This window comes from Streptomyces sp. NPDC050564, from assembly GCF_044457265.1.
Lineage (GTDB): Bacteria > Actinomycetota > Actinomycetes > Streptomycetales > Streptomycetaceae > Streptomyces.
This window is the reverse complement of the sequence record NZ_JBITGS010000015.1, coordinates 165,920-182,821: the sequence shown is the minus strand read 5'-3', so window position 1 is coordinate 182,821 and position 16,902 is coordinate 165,920. Positions and strand designations below refer to the sequence as shown.

General features: G+C 67.2%; 19 protein-coding genes. 12 read left to right on the top strand and 7 right to left on the bottom strand.

What is annotated here, in order from left to right; all coding sequences use genetic code 11:
* Nucleotides 1–16: 16 nt before the first annotated feature.
* Nucleotides 17–415: a hypothetical protein gene (locus ACIBK0_RS24625; protein WP_399083774.1), complete on the bottom strand. Its 399-nt coding sequence runs from the start codon at nt 413–415 to the stop codon at nt 17–19.
* A 307-nt stretch (nt 416–722) separates the two neighbouring features.
* On the opposite strand from ACIBK0_RS24625, the gene ACIBK0_RS24620 reads away from it, so the two are divergent.
* On the top strand, nt 723–1,754 hold the full coding sequence (locus tag ACIBK0_RS24620; protein ID WP_399083771.1) for a chitinase: 1,032 nt from the start codon (nt 723–725) through the stop codon (nt 1,752–1,754).
* 162 nt (nt 1,755–1,916) lie between these two features.
* Here the strand turns inward: ACIBK0_RS24620 and ACIBK0_RS24615 are convergent, their stop codons facing one another.
* The 4 genes from ACIBK0_RS24615 to ACIBK0_RS24600 all read right to left on the bottom strand — a co-directional run bounded on the left by ACIBK0_RS24615 (nt 1,917) and on the right by ACIBK0_RS24600 (nt 7,715).
* Complete coding sequence (locus ACIBK0_RS24615) at nt 1,917–2,369, bottom strand: hypothetical protein (RefSeq protein WP_399083768.1); 453 nt, start codon at nt 2,367–2,369, stop codon at nt 1,917–1,919.
* A gap of 17 nt (nt 2,370–2,386) precedes the next feature.
* On the bottom strand, nt 2,387–3,586 hold the full coding sequence (gene mqnC / locus ACIBK0_RS24610) for a cyclic dehypoxanthinyl futalosine synthase (protein ID WP_399083765.1): 1,200 nt from the start codon (nt 3,584–3,586) through the stop codon (nt 2,387–2,389).
* A 103-nt stretch (nt 3,587–3,689) separates the two neighbouring features.
* Nucleotides 3,690–4,547: a prepilin peptidase gene (locus tag ACIBK0_RS24605; protein ID WP_399083762.1), complete on the bottom strand. Its 858-nt coding sequence runs from the start codon at nt 4,545–4,547 to the stop codon at nt 3,690–3,692.
* A gap of 180 nt (nt 4,548–4,727) precedes the next feature.
* A complete protein-coding gene (locus tag ACIBK0_RS24600) occupies nt 4,728–7,715 on the bottom strand; it encodes a BTAD domain-containing putative transcriptional regulator (RefSeq protein WP_399083759.1) in 2,988 nt (995 codons plus the stop codon).
* A 351-nt stretch (nt 7,716–8,066) separates the two neighbouring features.
* Here ACIBK0_RS24600 and ACIBK0_RS24595 point away from each other — a divergent pair, with 351 nt between their 5' ends.
* From ACIBK0_RS24595 to ACIBK0_RS24575, 5 genes are all read left to right on the top strand, one after another.
* Nucleotides 8,067–8,705, top strand: a complete 639-nt coding sequence (locus ACIBK0_RS24595) for a hypothetical protein (RefSeq protein ID WP_399083756.1) — start codon at nt 8,067–8,069, stop codon at nt 8,703–8,705.
* On the top strand, nt 8,705–9,772 hold the full coding sequence (locus ACIBK0_RS24590) for a hypothetical protein (RefSeq protein WP_399083753.1): 1,068 nt from the start codon (nt 8,705–8,707) through the stop codon (nt 9,770–9,772). The genes ACIBK0_RS24595 and ACIBK0_RS24590 overlap by 1 nt, the downstream gene beginning before the upstream one ends.
* A 235-nt stretch (nt 9,773–10,007) precedes the next feature.
* Complete coding sequence (locus ACIBK0_RS24585) at nt 10,008–10,490, top strand: SitI3 family protein (RefSeq protein WP_399083750.1); 483 nt, start codon at nt 10,008–10,010, stop codon at nt 10,488–10,490.
* Between the two features lie 108 nt (nt 10,491–10,598).
* Entirely contained in the window at nt 10,599–11,081 is a 483-nt protein-coding gene (locus ACIBK0_RS24580; RefSeq protein WP_399083747.1) for a SitI3 family protein, read from the top strand.
* A 49-nt stretch (nt 11,082–11,130) separates the two neighbouring features.
* Nucleotides 11,131–11,457: a DUF6086 family protein gene (locus tag ACIBK0_RS24575; RefSeq protein WP_399083743.1), complete on the top strand. Its 327-nt coding sequence runs from the start codon at nt 11,131–11,133 to the stop codon at nt 11,455–11,457.
* 118 nt (nt 11,458–11,575) lie between these two features.
* Here ACIBK0_RS24575 and ACIBK0_RS24570 read toward each other — a convergent pair whose 3' ends face one another.
* Nucleotides 11,576–11,827, bottom strand: a complete 252-nt coding sequence (locus ACIBK0_RS24570) for a hypothetical protein (protein ID WP_399083740.1) — start codon at nt 11,825–11,827, stop codon at nt 11,576–11,578.
* A gap of 165 nt (nt 11,828–11,992) precedes the next feature.
* Nucleotides 11,993–12,382, bottom strand: a complete 390-nt coding sequence (locus tag ACIBK0_RS24565; protein ID WP_399083737.1) for an ATP-binding protein — start codon at nt 12,380–12,382, stop codon at nt 11,993–11,995.
* 236 nt (nt 12,383–12,618) lie between these two features.
* Between ACIBK0_RS24565 and ACIBK0_RS24560 the strand changes: the two genes are divergently transcribed.
* The 6 genes from ACIBK0_RS24560 (at nt 12,619) to ACIBK0_RS24535 (ending at nt 16,843) form a co-directional block, all read left to right on the top strand.
* Nucleotides 12,619–13,470: a helix-turn-helix domain-containing protein gene (locus tag ACIBK0_RS24560; protein WP_399083734.1), complete on the top strand. Its 852-nt coding sequence runs from the start codon at nt 12,619–12,621 to the stop codon at nt 13,468–13,470.
* Nucleotides 13,471–13,478: 8 nt separating this feature from the next.
* Nucleotides 13,479–13,682 carry a DUF397 domain-containing protein gene (locus ACIBK0_RS24555; RefSeq protein ID WP_399083731.1) on the top strand — a complete coding sequence of 68 codons (204 nt, stop codon included), beginning with the start codon at nt 13,479–13,481 and terminating at the stop codon, nt 13,680–13,682.
* A gap of 192 nt (nt 13,683–13,874) precedes the next feature.
* Nucleotides 13,875–15,365 (top strand): putative T7SS-secreted protein, encoded by a 1,491-nt coding sequence (locus tag ACIBK0_RS24550; RefSeq protein WP_399083728.1) that lies wholly within the window; start codon nt 13,875–13,877, stop codon nt 15,363–15,365.
* A 2-nt stretch (nt 15,366–15,367) separates the two neighbouring features.
* On the top strand, nt 15,368–15,742 hold the full coding sequence (locus ACIBK0_RS24545; protein WP_399083725.1) for a hypothetical protein: 375 nt from the start codon (nt 15,368–15,370) through the stop codon (nt 15,740–15,742).
* Between the two features lie 216 nt (nt 15,743–15,958).
* The gene (locus ACIBK0_RS24540) at nt 15,959–16,477 is read left to right on the top strand and encodes a hypothetical protein (protein WP_399083968.1); all 519 of its coding nucleotides are present in this window, start codon (nt 15,959–15,961) and stop codon (nt 16,475–16,477) included.
* A gap of 27 nt (nt 16,478–16,504) precedes the next feature.
* Nucleotides 16,505–16,843: a hypothetical protein gene (locus ACIBK0_RS24535; protein ID WP_399083722.1), complete on the top strand. Its 339-nt coding sequence runs from the start codon at nt 16,505–16,507 to the stop codon at nt 16,841–16,843.
* The last annotated feature ends 59 nt before the right edge of the window (nt 16,844–16,902 follow it).

Below are 16,902 nucleotides of genomic sequence, written 5' to 3'. Positions count from 1 at the left end.
TGTGGATGCGTCCCAGTCAGTTGGCGCCGGTGGAGGCGGACGCGGCGGGCGACGGAGGCTCGCCCGTGGCCAGGCCCGTGGGCGGGGTACCGGTGGGCCTCGCGGGCGGGGTGCCGGTGGCGGCGGCGCCACCCTGCGGCTGCAGGTTGCCCCCGGGAGCGGAGCCGGCCTGGCCGCCGCCGAAGGGGAACAGTGAGGACGGCGTCAGCGAGGTGCCCCAGCCCATGAAGGCCATACCGAGCACGACCGCGTAGCCGAGACAGACGACGCCGACGAGCATGCCGATTCTGCGCAGCAGGCGGGCCCGGCGCCCAGAGTTGTCAACGAACACGGGGCCGTCCCCGGCCCCGTTGCCGCGTTTGCGGCGGCGGCCGCGCACCTGGGCGCGGTTTTCGATGGCTGACTCGGATTGCATTCCCCGGATATTAGGGCGCCTTTATGTGGCCAATTCTCTGCTTCTCATGTGAGAGGACCATGAGAGTGCGCCCAAACTGTCCATTCCCTAAGAGAATGCGAGAACATCTGCGCAGCTCAGGCCGGGCAGATATAGCCCTTATGTCCCACTCTCACGCCTGACCCATCCGATTTGCACCCCCTTTCCTGCGCCCTTCCCATGCACTTCCTGTATTCACGAATCACCACCGGATGTGCCACCTTTGAACTCCGGAATCGCACTTTGTTTCCGTCCTGAGACAGAAATCACGAGAGCGGGTGCATGCGCAATGAGGAGTTTCCTGAAGCCGGCCGCCGGGCTCGTCTGCCTGGTGGCTCTGGCCTGTGCGGGGTGCTCCTCGGGCGGTGACGACGCATCGGACGCGGCACCCGCGCAGACCCCGCGGACCAGTGCGGCGCCCTCGGAGAGCGAGTCCTCGTCGACCACCTCGTACGCCCCGTACGTGAGCGCCACCACCGCGTCCGACACCGACTCCACCGGGTCGCCGACGACATACAACCTGGCCTTCGTGATCTCCGACGGCAGCGACTGCACGCCGAAGTGGAACGGGACGTACGCCCTCGGCAACGCGGCCGTGAAGACCCGGATCTCAGCGCTGAAGGAGTCCGGCGCGAGCGTGCGGGTCTCCTTCGGCGGCGCGTCCGGCAAGGAGCTGGCCGAGGTCTGCGACAGCGCGACCGAGCTCGCGGCGGCATACGGGGCTGTTCTGGACGCCGCCGGCTCGGCCCAGGCGGACTTCGACATCGAGGGGGACGCGCTGACCGACTCCGACTCGGTCGCGCTGCGCTCCAAGGCGATCGCGCTGCTCCAGAAGGAGCGCACCGACCTGAAGGTCTCCTTCACACTACCGGTGATGCCGTCCGGCCTCGACGACGACAGCCTGGCGCTCCTGGAGTCCGCCAACGACAACGCCGTGAAGGTCTCCACCGTCAACATCATGACGATGAACTACGGCAGTTCGTACACGGGCGACATGGGCGACTACGCCGAGACGTCTGCCAAGGCGGCCCACGATCAACTGCAGGATGTCTTCGGGCTGTCGAGCGCGGGCGCCTGGCAGGGGCTCGCCCTCACCTCGATGATCGGCGAACAGGACGTCTCGGGCGAGACGTTCACCCTCTCGGACGCGGCGCAGGTACGGGCATTCGCGGAGGAGAAGGGGGTGGCCTGGGTGTCGATGTGGTCGACCTTCCGGGACCAGCAGTGCGAGGACGACAACTCCGCGTCCGACGATGCGGCAACCAACTGCAGTGGAGTGACGCAGAGTTCGGGGGCGTTCGCGGTGGCGTTGGCCGGCTGAGCACACAAGCTGCGGACCGTCCTGGGCCGCTCGCGCCCACGCGGCGGAGCCGCATATGTCACGGCCCCGCGACCCTGAAGGGGAGCTGCGGACCGTCCTGGGCCACTCGCACAGTTCCCCGCGTCCCTGAAGGGGCGCTCCAGCGCGCGGGGCCGGCACAGCTCAGCGGCGTCTGTGCACCAGACGTCCCGCGCACACAGTGGCGATGCAGGCGCCGTCCTCAGTGAAGACGGCGAGGTCGGCGCGGCCGGTCTGGATGAGCGCGGGCCGCCGTGCCGCACTCCCGAGGACCACGACGTCGTTCCGCTCGGCGGCGGCCCGGAGTTCAGGCGTATCGACGTATTCCTCGAGGACTGCCACCGCACCGAGTTTCAACACCGCGTGAATACGTTCACGCGGTGTCGGCGCGTCAGGGAGCGGGCCTGCGTGGACGAGAGCGGGCCCCAGCGCGCCGGGCCACCGCCGTACGCGCGCGTCGGGAGCCCTCTCCCGCATCTCGGCGAAGGTGCCGACGGCCCCGACGCGGTCACGGCCCACGATCACCGCGCCGTCCTTGATCGGCTCTCCGGTGTGCCAGCTGATCCACAGCTCGTCGGCCGCGTGAATCGTCTCCAAGTCAGCTCCGTCCAACGCTAGTTGGATGCCAGCAGCTTCAGCTCGGGGTGGGCCGTGCCGCCCTCGATCGCCGTCGAGGAGATGTGGGACATGACCCGCTCGTCGACCGGGTCGTTCGCCGGGTCGTCGTGGACGACGATGTGCTCGTACGTCGTTGTCCGCTGGGCGGGCACGCGCCCGGACTTGCGGATCAGGTCGATGATCTCCATGCGGTTGGAGCGGTGCTTGGCGCCGGCCGAGGAGACGACGTTCTCCTCCAGCATGATCGAGCCGAGGTCGTCCGCTCCGTAGTGCAGGGAGAGCTGGCCGACCTCCTTGCCGGTGGTGAGCCAGGAGCCCTGGATGTGAGCGATGTTGTCCATGAACAGCCGCGCGATGGCGATCATCCGCAGGTACTCGAAGAGCGTGGCCTGCGTACGGCCCTTCAGGTGGTTGTTCTCGGGCTGGTAGGTGTACGGGATGAAGGCGCGGAAGCCGCCCGTCCGGTCCTGTACGTCACGGATCATCCGCAGGTGCTCGATGCGCTCGGCGTTGGTCTCGCCGGTGCCCATGAGCATGGTGGACGTGGACTCCACGCCCAGCCGGTGCGCGGTCTCCATGATCTCCAGCCAGCGCTCGCCGCTCTCCTTCAGCGGGGCGATCGCCTTGCGCGGCCGCTCGGGAAGCAGCTCGGCGCCGGCGCCGGCGAAGGAGTCGAGGCCGGCCGCGTGGATGCGCTGGATGGCCTCCTCCACGCTCACCTTGGAGATACGGGCCATGTGCTCGACCTCGGACGCGCCGAGGGAGTGGATGACCAGCTGCGGGAATTCCTTCTTGATGGCGGAGAAGTGCTTCTCGTAGTACTCGACGCCGTAGTCCGGGTGGTGGCCGCCCTGGAACATGATCTGCGTACCGCCGAGCTCGACGGTCTCGGCACACCGCCGCAGGATGTCGTCGAGGTCGCGCGTCCAGCCCTTGTCCGTGTCCTTCGGCGCCGCGTAGAACGCGCAGAACTTGCACGCCGTGACGCACACGTTCGTGTAGTTGATGTTGCGCTCGATGATGTACGTGGCGATGTGCTCGGTACCGGCGTACCGGCGGCGGCGTACGGCGTCGGCGGCCGCGCCCAGCGCGTGCAGCGGGGCGTCGCGGTAGAGGTCGAGCGCCTCTTCCGGAGTGATCCGCCCACCCTCGGCGGCACGGTCGAGGACGGACTGAAGGTCGGCCTTCTCGGTCACCGGGGCGTCCCTTTCGTAAGGGTTGTGGACGGACCGAACCAGCCTACGCCAGCCTGTTGCGGCCCCCGACGTCAGGCCGCGTGCGCCGTCGATTCCGCCCTGCTCAGGCCGCGTACGCCCCGATCAGGAGCCCGACGTACGCGCCCGCGATCAGGAACGGCCCGAACGGGATCGACGTCTTCCGCCCGGCGCGCCGCACCACGACGAGCCCCATCCCGTACAGCCCGCCGAACAGGAACCCGGCGAAGGTCCCCAGGAACACCACGCTCCACCCGTACCAGCCGAGCAGGGCCCCGAGCCCCAGCGCGAGCTTCACATCCCCGAACCCCATCCCATGGGGGTTGATGAGGAAGAGAAGGAAGTACGCGCCCCCCAGCGCGAGCGCTCCGAACAACGCCGTCAGCCACTCCCCCGCGTGCTCGGGCACTGCCGCGACGGCTGCGAGCAGCGCGAGCGCGGCGCCCGCGAGCGGCAGGGTGAGCACATCCGGCAGCCGCTGCACCCTGAAGTCCACGACGGCGAGCAGCACACCGAGCGGCGCGAGCAGCAGCCAGACCACCAGCTCCGGCCGCGTACCGGTCGCGAGCGCGAGCCCGGCACAGACGAGTGCGGTAGCGAGGGAGAGGAGGAGGGCACTGGGTCCGTACGAGGCGGGGGCGCGACCGGCGGCCACGTGTCCCGCATCGCCATGCACGGCCCCCGCCGCACGAGACGTAGGAGGCGTAGGAGGCGTAGGAGACGTAGGAGACGTAGGAACGGAGCCGGCACACCGACCGCACCGGGCAAGCCCGAGCCAGCCGCCCGCGACCCCGGCTATCGCGTGCCCCTCGGGACACCGGTCCCGCCACGCCTCGTCCGGCTCGACGGAGAACCGGTACGCGGCCCGCGGCACCAGCGACCCGGCCGCCGCGCCCCACAGGGCGGCGCCGCCTGTCAACCAGAGATCGAGATCCACGCGCACACCCTACGTAGGCGGTTCGAGCACTGTCGCCGCCGTTGCCGTTACCGCTGTGGGCAGTCGTTCCGCAGGGCGATGGGGGTTCCCCCTGGTCGAGCGAAGCCGAGAGATCGGGGAGGGTGGGCACAGCCTGCAGCGCCGGGCGTCCGGACAAAAGAGGTCCAGCCCCAGGGCCGGGGCAAGTCACCCGACAGCGGCCACCCCACTCCGCCACGTGGGCAGCAGTTCATCCAGCAACGCCTCCGTCCGCGGAGGCAACCCGCGCGCCCCACTGCGGGCGACGAGGTCGGCGGCGAGCCGCTTCAACCGCTCACTGTCCCCCGTGGCATGCGTCGCCCGAAGCAACTCGTTCCAGAGCCGTTCGTCCCCCGGGGCGGACCCCAACGCCGCGTTCAGCGCCTCGATCGCCTTCTCCGCCCGGTCCTTCTCCAGATGGAACGCGGAGAGCGCGAGCCCGATGTCCGCCACGAGCAGCGGAAGCTGGGCGTCGATGATCTCGTGCGTGAGCCAGCCGTACCGCCCCTGCGGACGATCGGCGAGCAGCGGCCCGCGTACGAGCACGAGCGCGTCCGTGAGCAACCGCCCGCGCACAGCACGGCTGTTGACGCCCTTGCCCTGCGTCGCCTCGTGGTAGAGCGAGCGCAGCACATCCAGGTCGGACACGACCGACTTGGCGAGCGTGAGCCGCCCGGTCGTGTCGGTGCCGAGGCGGGGCGTGCCGTCGGGGTCGTTGCCGAGCCAGTCGCGCAGCCGCTCGACGAGCGCGTCCCGCACGTCGTCGGTGACACCGCGCGGCCACAGCGCGGAGGACAGCACCCGCGGATGCACGCCTTCGCGGTGCAGGAGCAGCAGCGCCAGCGCCTCGTGCAGCAGCGGGCTGCGCTCGCCGTCGGGCGTCTCCAGACCGATGATCTCGTACGGGCCCACGAGGCGCGCGTAGACCGCCGGACGCCCCTGCTCGCTGACGTCGACGAGGAACGGCGGCGCGGAGGCATTGGTGCTCTCCCGCTCGGGGTCCGCCTCGACGAACAGCTCGACGACCGCCCGCTGCTGCGCCACCGGCAGCAGCTGCGCGTCGAGTTCGAGTCCGAGCAGCGGGGCGAGCAGCTTGCCCTGGCTGGTGATCTCCATCTCCCAGGCGGCGCCCGGCAGATCGCCGCTCTCGGTGCCGACGAGATAGCCGATGCCCAACCGGCTGGCGTCGGCGGCGAGTTCGGCGAGCTTGACGGCGTCCTCGCCGGACGGCTCGGCGGCGAGCAGCACGAGGTGGGGCGCCCAACGGGTGTGCTGGGCGGGGCCGGTGCGGCCGGTGAGCACCGAGTCGTGACCCGCGGCCCCCAGTGCACCGCGCCGCTGCCGCGTCTCCGCCTCCATGGTCTCCACCAGCGCCTCGATGTCGTCGAGGTGGCGCAGCCGGTTGGGCGCGAGCGGCGTCAGGTCCTGCCCGAACCCGACGAGCGTGATCGTCATGCGGTCCGACCATCCATTGGTCGCCAACTCCGCGGCTACGGAGGCGAAGACGCCCGCGCGGTCGCTCTCGCTGCCGCTGAGCGAGACGATGCCGGGGACGGACTCGAGGTTGAGAAGCAGCCGGGAGTCGTCCATGGCGCCCAGGCTGACCAGCCCGGGGTAAGGCGCGGCAGTGTCGACGTCCTCGTACCGTTCCGCGTCCGTCCGCGCCAGCATCCAGAACGTCTGGTCCTGCCCGAGCTGCCAGGGCGCGGGCGGCTTCCCGGCGGGCTGGGCGAGCTGCAGGTGCAGATCGCCGTTGCCGCTGAGCCAGGCCGCGTAGACGGTCGGCAACGGGCGCGACTCGGCCGCGAGCGCCGCCGCGAGGCCGCGCAGGGACAGGTCGAGCAGGCGTACGCCCTCGGGGTCGGCGCCCACGAGCAGCGCGTCCTGGGCGTCCGCGGCGGACCCGGTCGGAACAGGCGGCTCCATGCCGCGCCGCCCGCCGACCGCACCGAGCGCGGACTGCCACAGCGCCTGGCGGCGCCGGCGGCCGAGGGCGCCGAGAAGGCCGGCGGCGAGGAGAGGCGCGCCGACGAGGGCTTCGGGCAGCCCGAAGGAGAACCCGCTCTCCTCCGAACCGGCCTGCTCGTGCTGTTGGTTGCCGCTGCCCTGGTCGCTGCCGGCCTGGTCGCTGCTGGGCCGCTGCTGGGGCACGTGGATGTGCGCGGTGTCCCGGTCGCCGCCCTGCTGAGTTCCGCTGCCGCCCTGCTGACTGCCCCCGCCCTGCTGGTGATCCCCCGTCTTGGCGTAGTCGTGGATCTGCTGCTGGACCTGCTCCGAGACCTTGGGCGCCTCGTCGGGCATCTCCACGAGCTCGCCGCCGTGGGCGTCGCCGGGCATTTCGAGGATCCACCCGGGCCGGATCAGGCTGGCCTCGGAGAGCTTGGACCCGTCGGGCTGCGTACGGTCCTTGTTGAGCTGGTAGATCTCCTTGTACCGGCGCCCGTCCCCGAGATGCCGCTGGGCGATCTCCCAGAGTGAGTCGTGGTGGCGCCCCTCGGGCGGCTGGATCCGGTAGTACTTGGTGTCGCCCTGCTTGGCCGTACTGCCGCTGTCGGCATGCGAGGCCGCGTGAGCGGCCTGTTCGGCGATCGCGGCGGCCGTGTCGGCGGCGGCCTGCTCCTGCTGCTGCCCGAACAGCCCGCCGGGGGTCTGCTGCGCCGCGGCGACGGTCCCCTTCTGGTTCCCCTCCATGCTGTGCCCGAGCTGCGACAGCCCCGGCGTGAGGCTGGCCGCGGTGGCACCGACGAGCAGCAGCGCGGCGACGAGCTGCCGCGCCAGCAACTGGCTGGGTCCCGAACCCGGTACATGGCCCGGCATCCCCACGCCGGACAGCGCCGCCTTCACCTCCACGAGCACACAGGCCGTGAATTGCGCCCAGGCGAGCCAGACCACCACGGTCAGCACGTGGACGAACGTGCCGACGGTGATCTCCTGCTGCAGCCAGTCCAGCGACGGCACCCCGTGCGGCAACGGCCAGCCGACCATGACGGCGAGCGCCCCCGGCACGCCGACCACGAGCACGACGAGCGCCACGAAGGCAAAGAATGCCTTCAGGAAGTCCCCGAACGTCCGACGACGCCGGGGCAGGGGCTGCGGCGTCCGATTCCTCGGACCCGGCGAGCTTCCCGTCGAGCTGGAAGTGGTGCGTCGCGCCATGGCAGGTGTCCTGGTGTCGTGTGCGGAGGGAGTGGTCAAGTGGGGTGAGCTGAGCCTACTGAGATCTTAAGGAGGGTGTCGAAGAGCAGACAGGGGGCAAGGTCGGACGGTGCACCCGATTCCTCACCACCAGCCCCCTAAGCCCGAGTTGCCCCGCCCCCTTCCCGTGCAGTGTCCAGCTTCCACGGCATTCGCAACCGTCACGTCACAGTTCTCACGGTCCCCACACAATCCCCTTTTGCCGCCCCAATGCCCTTTACGGGCCCCTGGTAGCTTCGTTCTCTGCTGCACACAGCTGCGCACACACCGAAAGCCGCACATAGGGGGAGAAGGCCCGTGTCCCGTCGCGCCATGACCACCACCGCCGCCGCACTCACCGCGACAGCGGCACTGCTGCTCACTGCCTGCGGCGGAGGTGACGATTCGTCGTCCGGTGACATCAAGGGGGCGGATACGGGGTCGAGTACGCCGTCGGCTTCCGGCTCCGCGTCGGGTGCCTCGAACGTGAAGCGTCCGGAGATCACCCTCCCGAAGAACTTCGAGCTGACCTTCCAGGACTGGACGAGCAGCGACCCTGTCGAACAGGCAGTTCTCAGCGACGCCAGAGAGCAGCTGCGCGCAGGATATGCGGCGATCACCGCGAACAAGCCCGACGGCGGGGAGGCCCTGGCTTTCTACGACACCGACTCCGGCCTCTCGCAGGACCGGCGGTGGATCAAGACCTACACCGACAAGAACCTCACGGTCTTCGGCAAGTTGCCCGCGTTCGACGCCAAGGCCGCCCTCCTCGGAGACAACAAGACACGAGCGGTCCTCAATTACTGCACGGACGAGAGCAAGGCGTACACGAGGGATCGCAAGACGAGCAAGGTCGAGGGCAACCCCGCGGGCACGAACCCCCACGTGTTCTACACCGTGACGCTCCGCAAGAACTCCGAAGGCGTCTGGCAGAACGTCTCCACCGAGTCGAAGAGGGGCGGTTGCCAGTGATGAGGCCCCGGCACGGAATACCTGCCCTGACAACCGCGTCAGTGGCCGCACTCCTCCTCGCCTCCACCCCGGCCGGCGCGGTGGGAGGAGGGGGCACCAACGACTCCGGCGGCAAGACCGACGGCAAGGGCAACGTCTCCGCGTACGCCTCGGCCACGCAATCCCACATCAAGGTCCGTCAGGTGAAGGGCCCCACCAGCGGAAAGCGGGGCAACGTCACCTCCGCGGACACGGCTTGGAAGCCGCCCGCCTGCTGGTACGAACCCGTCTTCACGCCCGAAGGTCTGAAGGCGTTCGTGGACAAGTCGGACGGCAACGGCGACGTGGGCGTCCACGAGTCCTGGTTCGGCAAGCGCCTGTGGACCGACCACTACGAGGACGGCAAGCCGGAGACGAACTTCGACGACAAGCAAAGCGCCGCCGAGGGCTACAAGAACTACAACATCGGCAAGGGCGGCTACTTCTGGCGCAGCGTCGCACCCGACGACACCGACCCCGACTCCTGGGACTGCGGCCGGATCATGTTCTGGGAGCCCGCCGCGCAGATCCCGGAGATCCCGCACGCGCCGACCCCGAAAACGCTGGCCGAGTACGCCTACAACCAGGTCAAGGTCCCGGAGACCAAGATCGAGCTGAAGCCCGAAGATAAGTCGACAGTCAACCTGCCGACCTGGATCTGGCTCGACAAGGGCACGTTCCAGGACGTCACGGTCCGCGCCGAGCTCCCGAATACCGGTTTGTGGGCCGAGACCACGGCGAAGCCCGTCAGCCTCCACCTCGAGGCCGGTACGGAAGACGCCGAGACCTACCCCGCCTCCGGCGAGTGCAAGTTCAAAGAGGACGGCTCCATCGGCACCCCGTACAAGACAGGCGACGCCGACAAGACCCCGCCCTGCGGGATCACTTACCTCCGCGCCACGAGCGGAAAGCCGTACCAGCTGAAGGCGTCGGTGACTTGGCAGATCACCTGGCAGGGCACGGGCGGAGCCAAGGGCGACCTCCCCGACGGCACCTTCCAGACCACTCAGGACATCAACGTCCAGGAGATCCAGTCGATCAACCGGTAACACGCTCCGACGAAGGCCGGCCCGTTCCGCACGATGCGAGCGGCCCGGCCTTTCCGCATCCTCCCGAGGGGCAGGCAGATCGAATCGTATTGAACCTTGCCGACACTCCGGTCGATCCAGCAGTTCTCCGCGCACGACTGGAACGCCGCCCAATCGAGGGCCTCACGGAGATTCTGATGGTCGATAAAGGGGAAATGCAATTCCATTCCACCCCTAGCACATGGAGAACTGTGACATGGCTTTTTCGTACACGTTGGATATCGCGACATCAACACCGGCCATAGTTGTGGCGGAAAAGCTCATCCATGCAGCAACTGATGCACAACTGCTGCGATCTCCACTCTCCCCGGAAGATCTACTCGACGAGGGGGCCGTTACGGTGCATGGCACCTGGCTTCGGGTTATCGAGGAGGAAGATGAACCAGACCCCGACGACCCGCTCATCAAGAATTTGGGGATCACCTCCTCGACCACGGTGATCTTCAGATACAAGAAGAGTGTTTATGCACAGGAGCAAGACGACGACGTCGTTCTCCTCACATCTCGACTGCTCGAACAGGTCCCAGGAGATGCCGTGCTGCATCTTGATTACGAGACTGCAAAACTCGTGCGTCACGCTGAAAAGACGAGCCTAAGTGATGACACAGAGTTGTGGACGCCACACCGGCTCGCGCTGATCTCACAGGACTACGACCGCACCACTTACAAAATTGACTAGCAGTTCCAGGACTGGCCCCTCGACCGGCTGAAAGAGGTCCTGGTGATCGACCACCGCACAGGGAACGCGTTCCACCTCTATCCGTAGAATTCGAAGGAAATAACCTGCATGGCAATCGTTTACGACCTCGATTGCGCGACGCAATTGACCGTGGTCGAGGTTGCGAACCGACTGGAAGAGATCGGCAAAGACCTCGGTGTCTTTGATGCCTCGGTTACCTCCGAGCTGCTGGTAGAACAGGGGGTGAACGCCCGGCTGGACACATGGATTCGCGTGGCTCAGGAACAACCGTCTCTGTGGCCGCCCGTAATCAACGATCTACGCTTCATTCCGACCGTCGCCGTGGTGTTCCGCATGGCCAAGGGCGTCGAAGTGAGCGACCAGCAGGACGACATGCTCCGGCTCGTCGTGCCCCTGCTGGAACGAATCGACGGCGACGCGGTCCTGCATTTCCAGTTCGAGGAGATCTGGCTGCTCCGCAAGAACGGCGAGTTGAGCCTGAACGAGGACGACGACCTCTGGCGCCCTCAGCGCTTGGCTCTCATGGCCCAGCCCTACCGCCGGGAAACCCACACCATGGAAGTGGATTGAGCCACCCGTTCGGGTTCCACTCCAGCGACCTGCCCGGCTGGGACACCTGGTGCCCCGTACCGAGGTCGCCCACGCATTCGTACGGACTGCCGAGGTCTTCTCCGGGGTGTTCGGCGTCGACTCGGGCATCGGCTTGCCCGCCGACGGCGTATGCGTCATCGACTTCCGGGATTTCGGCGCGCTCTCCGCCGCGGCCGTCGACCGGTTCAGCACGTCGGATCAGGGGATCCTGCGGTCCCTGTCCCTCGGTTTCATCGCCACCTCTCTGGTGCTCATCGACCGGGCCGGTCATCCCCTTCCCGCAATGCCCGGTCATGCCCAGGAACTGGCCTGGAGGACGCAGCGGGACCAGCACGCGCGCGCCATGCCCGTCTGATGCGATGGAGGAGGGGCCTCCTCCCACTCGAAGGACGACCTGCCGAACGGCACCTCCAGACCACCCAGGAGATCCAGTCGATCAACCGCTGAGGCACTCCCGGCCCCCGGCGGCCGGATCAGGGACGGTCGTCGGCGAACAAGTCCTCCGCCTTCGCTGCGTGAACCGCCCTCTGAGCCCAGCTCTCCAGCTGGACCAGGTCGGAGCAGGCCTCAACCCGCTCCCGAACAGGGTCGGGTACCGGGAGTCCACGCCACTCCAGGATGCGCAGGGTCATCTCGGCACGATCCTTGACTCGCCCCTCTTCCCGGCCCTGCTCTCGGACCTGCTCTGCCAGCGGGTGCCGCCAGAAGTATTGGATCGCCGCCATCAGGTCCCTCCAGATCTACTTCGCCTGGGGCTCGGCCAGGCATGAGTGCAGTACGCGTTGCAGAGCGCGAGTCAGCAACGCCGGGTCCTTCTGGAAGATCCGGTGCAGGGCCTCGTGCGACGAGCTGACCATCAGCTCTCCTTTCCATACGACGTGATCAACGCGCTACGCCGCCTCGAGGTCACACCACACGTACTTGCCGAAGTCGCCGCCCTGCCGCTGCGGGTGCCAGCCCCAGTCGTCGGCGCAGGCCCGGACGAGAACAAGGCCGCGGCCCGCCCCCGCATCGGGGGTCACCGCCAGCTCGTACGGTGGCGGCTCGGGGCTCGCGTCCCACGCGCCGATGCGCAGGACTCCGTCCCGCCAGCACAGACGCAGGGCCGCCGGCCCCTTCGTATGCCGTACGGCGTTGGAGACCAGCTCGGCCGCCAACAGCTCGGCCACGTCGGCGAGCCGGATCAACCACTGCCGGGCGATCACCGTCTGTCGCCGCACCCTGCGGCTGATCCTCACCCTGCATGGCTCGGCCCTGGTTTCACCCTTGGAATCGGGCATGCGCGAACTCCATGTGATGTGTGGGGAGTTGGTGAGACACGGCGGGTGACGGGCGGTGACTCTGCCGCAGCCGTCATGGCATGACGGAGTGGTGCACTTCCGGGACCCCGGGTTCCGCAGCGTGTGCGTCGCGTCACTGACAGTAGGGCCACAATTTGGGACGCTGCAAGTCGTTGCCATAATCTGCCCCTCGAACGAGTCGCTGCCCCAAGGCAGTTGAGGCCAGGGAGGAAGCCATGGCGCGCAGGAAGCAGCCCACGGCACGCCAGGAGCGTCTAGGTGCTGAGCTGCGGAAACTGCGTGAGGCTGCAGGGCTCAAAGGGCGCGAAGCCGCCGCGCTGCTCGGGACGGACTCGGCCCAGATGAGTCAGATCGAGTTCGGGACCGCAGGCGTGAGCGAGGAGCGCGTACGACGAATGGCCGCTCATTACGCCTGCACGGACGACAAGTTGATCGAGGCGTTGGTTGCGATGGCAGCCGACCGAACACGCGGCTGGTGGGAGGAGTACCGAGGCCTGTTGCCCACGCCGTTCCTGGACCTATCAGAACTGGAGCATCACGCCGCCTACTACTGGGACGTGAACTTCCTGCATGTCCCTGGCCTTCTCCAGACAGAGGACTACGCACGTCGGGTCCTCGGCCACAGGGTCCCTGAGCTTCCTGCCCCGGACCTGGAGTTGCGCGTCCGGCATCGGATGCAACGGAAGGTCATCATCGAGGGCCTCACCCCCATCCCGTACGAAGCGGTGGTCCACGAGGCAGCCCTGCGCATCAGGGTCGGCGACCGTCCCGCCGCACGGGCTCAGCTCACCCGCGTCATGGAACTCTCCGAAGCGGACGACGTCACCGTGCGCGTGATCCCCTTCGACCTGGACGGTTTCGCCGGCGCGGACAGCACCATGGTGTACGCGGGCGGAGCAGTACCCAAACTGGATACGGTCGTGCGCGACGCTCCACACGGCACGGCCTTCATCGACTCCGAGGCCCAACTCAGCCGCTTTCAAACGCTTTTCCGTAGAATGGAGGCCGCGTCACTCGAACCCGGGCGGTCGCGGGACTTCATCCACAGGCTGGCGAAGGAACTGTGAGGCGCACCATGAGCACGCCCGACAACTGGCAGAAGTCGTCCTTCTCCGGCAGCGGGGATGGCAACGCCTGCGTCGAACTCGCCTCCACCCCCGCCACCATCCACCTCCGCGAATCCGACGACCCCACCACCGTCCTCACCGCCACCCGCACCTCCCTCGCCCAACTCCTGCACGGAATACGCTCCGGAGCTCTCATCACACCCCTCGCGTAGCTACTGCGACGGAACCACCCACACCACAGTCGGCGTCTCACCAGCAACAGGCGTGCGATAAGTTCGCAAGCGCGTCCTGTTACTGATACCGCTTACGTTGCAGGTGTTACGGGGGAACACGTGTCGTACAGGCCGACGGACTGGCACATACTCGACCTGGACCACGACCCGACTCCCGGCGACCCACAACGGGTGAAGAAACTCGCGGGCTCCCTCCACGACTTCGCCGACGACGTCTCCCATGTCCTGCGGGACATCAAGGGCATGGCGAACGAGGACGCGGTGCTGAAGTGGGCGGGCAAGACGGCGGATTCGTTCACGGCAGAGTTCGAGGACGTCCCCGGCAAGCTGAAGAAGCTCAAGAAGTCCTACGACATCGCGGGCGACGCGCTGGCCTCGTACTGGCCGGACCTGGAAGAAGCCCAGGGCAAGGCGGACAAGGCGCTACGGGACGGCCGCAAGGCCCACGCGGAACTCTCCACCGCGCAGACGGCATTGTCCGGCGCGAACGACTGGGTGCGCACCGCCACCGCGAAGGCCGACTCGTACGACCCGGACAAGAACCACGGCAAGGACGTCCCCAAGCCGGACGAGGCCGACGTGCGCCGCGCCACCCGCAATGCCCAGCACGCCAAGGAAAAGCAGACCGCCGCCCAGAACGACGTCGACACCGCCCAGCACGCCCTGGACGCCGCCAAGAAACTGGCCGCCCATGCCAAAGGCCTGCGCGAGGACGCCGCCCGTCGCACCGTGAAGAAGCTCCACGAGGCCTCCGACGCCGGCATCCACAACCGGCACTGGTGGGAAGAGGTCACCGACTGGGTCTCCGACCACTGGGACGAGATCGTCACGGTCTGCAAGTGGGTCGTGACCATCGTCGGCATCATCGTGATGATCGTGGGCGGGCCGCTGGGGTGGCTGGTCTTCGCGGCAGCCCTGGTCGTATTGGCCGACACCATAAGAAAAATGCTCAACGGCCAAGCAGGCTGGGGCGACCTCGTATGGGCTCTCCTTGACTGCATACCTGCCACCAAAGGCTTCACCAGTCTCGCCAAGATCGGCAAGCTTTGGAAGGCGGGTGGCCTGCGCGCCTTCGGCGCCGGTGCACTCAAAGGCATCGGCGGCGGCCTGAAGAACTTCGCCAATGGCATACGTAGCGGGTCAGCGAACCTCGTCTCCACCGTTAAGGGGCTTGCCGGCCGGGGCAATAGCCCCCTGAACTTCAAGATCTCGGCATTCAAGGATGGTCGTCCGGGAATGCTACTCTTCCGTCCAGACGACGTACTCCTCGACAGCTTCCAGAAAATCAAGAACCAAGGAACATTCGATGTGGGCGTGCATGGCGCGCCGGATCACGTCGGATACCAGATCAAGGACGGCCCGGCACACTTGGCCGAGAATTGGCACGGATTCAACCACAGGGAGATAGCATCACTGATGCGTGCCCACGGTTGGAACGGCGAGCCCGTCAGGCTACTGTCCTGCCAAACCGGCATGAAGGCCGATGGGTTCGCACAGAACTTGGCGAATACACTGGGCACCACCGTAGAGGCACCTAACGACTTCCTTTGGGTGTGGCCGACCGGCAAAACGGCCGTGGCACCCTTCAACGCAAGCGGAACCAGGATGCATCCTACGATTCGCGGTGGATTTGAAATTTTCCATCCTAACGGAGGTTCGTAGCCATGACGACAGTACCTGCACCGTACCGGATTGGGGATCCAGAGACTGAGGTCGAGTGCACCGTCGGATCGCTCTCCGAAGAGGTCGCCAACAGGCTCGCCCGGTTTCTGGAGACCGCGCAGCCCCTGCTTTTCTCACCCGGCACCATCCCCGATCCCTTTTCCGATTCTGAGGGCATGCGCGTTCGCGTCGGAGTCATGACCGACGGAATGTGGGTCTGGGACCTTTCCTGGGCTGACTACGTCCAGTATCACCGGGTTTCACCGCCATCCGAATTCATTCGCCATGTCGAGTCACTCAACTTTACGGCTCCCGAAATTTCCGAGGACCAAGCAATGCAAATCGCCGAAGCCGCGGGACTGCCGATGCCCGACTGACTTGTCGACTCAGGATCAAATCCATTCATCAGTACACGAGCAGAAGAGAGAGCGAGTGCGATGCCCTCCATTCCTGACCCTGTTGTCCATCCAGTAAGTCCGGTCGGGCAGGAGAGCGCTCAAGCCGACTTCAAAGGAATCTCGCTGTCCGTCCCCGAGTCCTGGTGGGAGTTCGACATCCGCCCCGAAGGCCGCGACGCGACCATCCGAGCCCTCATCGAAGAGCGGACCCGCGAGATTCCCGAACTCGCTCCCTACCGCGCCGACTTGACCAACATGCTCCGAAAGATGGCCAAGGACGCGCACGACTCCGGGGCGATCTACATGGGCTGCATGGCCGAGAACTTCGAGGGCGTTCCGCTGTCCGCGACCGTCACGGTGTCCGTGCTCGGGGCGAAGGACAAGCAGGGCGTGGCCCTGTCCACCGACCCGCGCGCCATCGCCGAGAGCCTGCGCACGATCACGCCGCGCCGCGAGGGCGACGCCTGGCGCACGGTGACGACCGTCGACATCCCCGAAGTCGGCCCCGCCGCCCGGACGTTCGGGGTCGAGGACGTGCCCGTCGCACAGGTCGACACCCGTACCCTTCGTATGGTGCTGACCCAGACCTACATTCCCGTCCCGGGAACCACCCACCAGGTGGTGCTCGTCTCCGGGGCCAGCCCGGTGCTGGATCTGGCGGAGGCGTTCCACGACATCTTCGACGCGGTGACCAGCACCTTCCGTTTCGTGTAACCGACAGAGCCAAGAGGGGGACCGGACATGGGCAGTGGCAAGAGCGACCTCGCGCTCCCGCTCAGCGAGCTGGAGGACTACGGCGGCCGGCTGCGCGACATCAAGACCCGCCTGAACCACACCAAGAAGCTCTTCGAGTCCTACAAGGACGACCTCGGCGACCACACCGTCTACGACGCCCTCGACGACTTCGAGTCCGGCTGGGAAGACGGCCGTGAGGACATCACCCAGGCCCTCGACGCCCTCGCCGACATGTCCGACGCCGTCGTCCGCGAGTTCAAGAAGCTCGACGACGATCTCGCCAAGCAGGTCTCGGAGGGCACGAAGACGGAGAAGAAGGGCGGGGGCAAGGGCGGCGACAAGTAGGGGACTTGTCGAAGCTACAGGGACGGGCGCCCTCAGAGATCCGGAAGTTCTTCGCCTGA

Coding starts and splice junctions, on each gene's coding strand:
- ACIBK0_RS24625 (WP_399083774.1), bottom strand. CDS start 415: ATGCAATCCGAGTCAGCCATCGAAAACCGCGCCCAGGTGCGCGGCCGC.
- ACIBK0_RS24620 (WP_399083771.1), top strand. CDS start 723: ATGAGGAGTTTCCTGAAGCCGGCCGCCGGGCTCGTCTGCCTGGTGGCT.
- ACIBK0_RS24600 (WP_399083759.1), bottom strand. CDS start 7,715: ATGGCGCGACGCACCACTTCCAGCTCGACGGGAAGCTCGCCGGGTCCG.
- ACIBK0_RS24595 (WP_399083756.1), top strand. CDS start 8,067: ATGACCACCACCGCCGCCGCACTCACCGCGACAGCGGCACTGCTGCTC.
- ACIBK0_RS24590 (WP_399083753.1), top strand. CDS start 8,705: ATGAGGCCCCGGCACGGAATACCTGCCCTGACAACCGCGTCAGTGGCC.
- ACIBK0_RS24585 (WP_399083750.1), top strand. CDS start 10,008: ATGGCTTTTTCGTACACGTTGGATATCGCGACATCAACACCGGCCATA.
- ACIBK0_RS24580 (WP_399083747.1), top strand. CDS start 10,599: ATGGCAATCGTTTACGACCTCGATTGCGCGACGCAATTGACCGTGGTC.
- ACIBK0_RS24570 (WP_399083740.1), bottom strand. CDS start 11,827: ATGGCGGCGATCCAATACTTCTGGCGGCACCCGCTGGCAGAGCAGGTC.
- ACIBK0_RS24565 (WP_399083737.1), bottom strand. CDS start 12,382: ATGCCCGATTCCAAGGGTGAAACCAGGGCCGAGCCATGCAGGGTGAGG.
- ACIBK0_RS24560 (WP_399083734.1), top strand. CDS start 12,619: ATGGCGCGCAGGAAGCAGCCCACGGCACGCCAGGAGCGTCTAGGTGCT.
- ACIBK0_RS24555 (WP_399083731.1), top strand. CDS start 13,479: ATGAGCACGCCCGACAACTGGCAGAAGTCGTCCTTCTCCGGCAGCGGG.
- ACIBK0_RS24545 (WP_399083725.1), top strand. CDS start 15,368: ATGACGACAGTACCTGCACCGTACCGGATTGGGGATCCAGAGACTGAG.
- ACIBK0_RS24535 (WP_399083722.1), top strand. CDS start 16,505: ATGGGCAGTGGCAAGAGCGACCTCGCGCTCCCGCTCAGCGAGCTGGAG.